Here is an 858-nt window from a genome sequence, read left to right as displayed (position 1 = left end):
GCAATATCATTGAAAATCACGACTGAGCCACCGTCATCGCCCGCGTAAACCAGCAACTTTTGGCAAAATGCATCAAGGCCGATTGCCGGGAACTCGGCCATCGCCACACCACCAGGCCCAGGTCCGCCGAATAGCAAAAGAACCGCTTCGGGCAGTTCGGCGTCCTGCGTTGCAGCTTCTGCCGTAAAGTCAATTTCACCGAACCAGACAGTGTCGTCTTGCGCCACTACGATCTTGGTAAGGTTTTCAACCGCCTCGGCAACACTTAGAGCGGAGGTCAACTCGATGACACCATAGTCTCTGCTGAGCCCATCTGTTGGTGCTGCATCGCCGTCGAGCTCTCGCGTTACTTCTCCTAATCTTTGAGAGAATGTGTCGAGTGCGGACTTGTCTCTGAGCCCATGGCGGACTTCCAGAAAATCCGAACCTGTGTGAATGACTTCAGTAGTACCATCCTGTGCGTAAGACAGAACGCGGAATGGTAAGTCGAGCCCCGCGCGTATGTTTTCTTTCAGAATGGGTGTGTTGACTTCAGGGTCCGAGAATATCTGAACACGCGAGGGCGGCATCTCTACGCCTTCGGCAGCCGCGAGCCGAGCGTGGTCAATCGAGGCAATGGAAGCCAACCCAGCCTCCTCGATGGCGACCTCAATCAATGAAATATTTTCGTCCACCGCTTCTTGCACGGATGACGCGTGCGCCATCATTGCGGTAGCGAAAATTAGAGATACTCCAGCGAGCGATCGACGCTTGGTTCGAACTAAAGTCATAACAACCTCAAGTGATTTCATCATTTCTTCGCAACGAAACAAAGGCCAACACGCCGAATACCAATTCGGCCACAAGATAGAACAATAG

1 protein-coding gene is annotated in these 858 nt (G+C 52.7%); it reads right to left on the bottom strand.

The window, feature by feature from the left end:
• Window positions 1-791: DUF302 domain-containing protein (locus tag ACR0MM_RS18585; protein ID WP_480697867.1), on the bottom strand; the 791-nt coding region annotated here is incomplete at its 3' end.
• Between the last annotated feature and the right edge of the window lie 67 nt (window positions 792-858).

This window comes from Ruegeria sp. BC6, from assembly GCF_056539185.1.
Note: the sequence above shows the minus strand (reverse complement) of the source record. Positions and strands in the feature narration are given on the sequence as shown.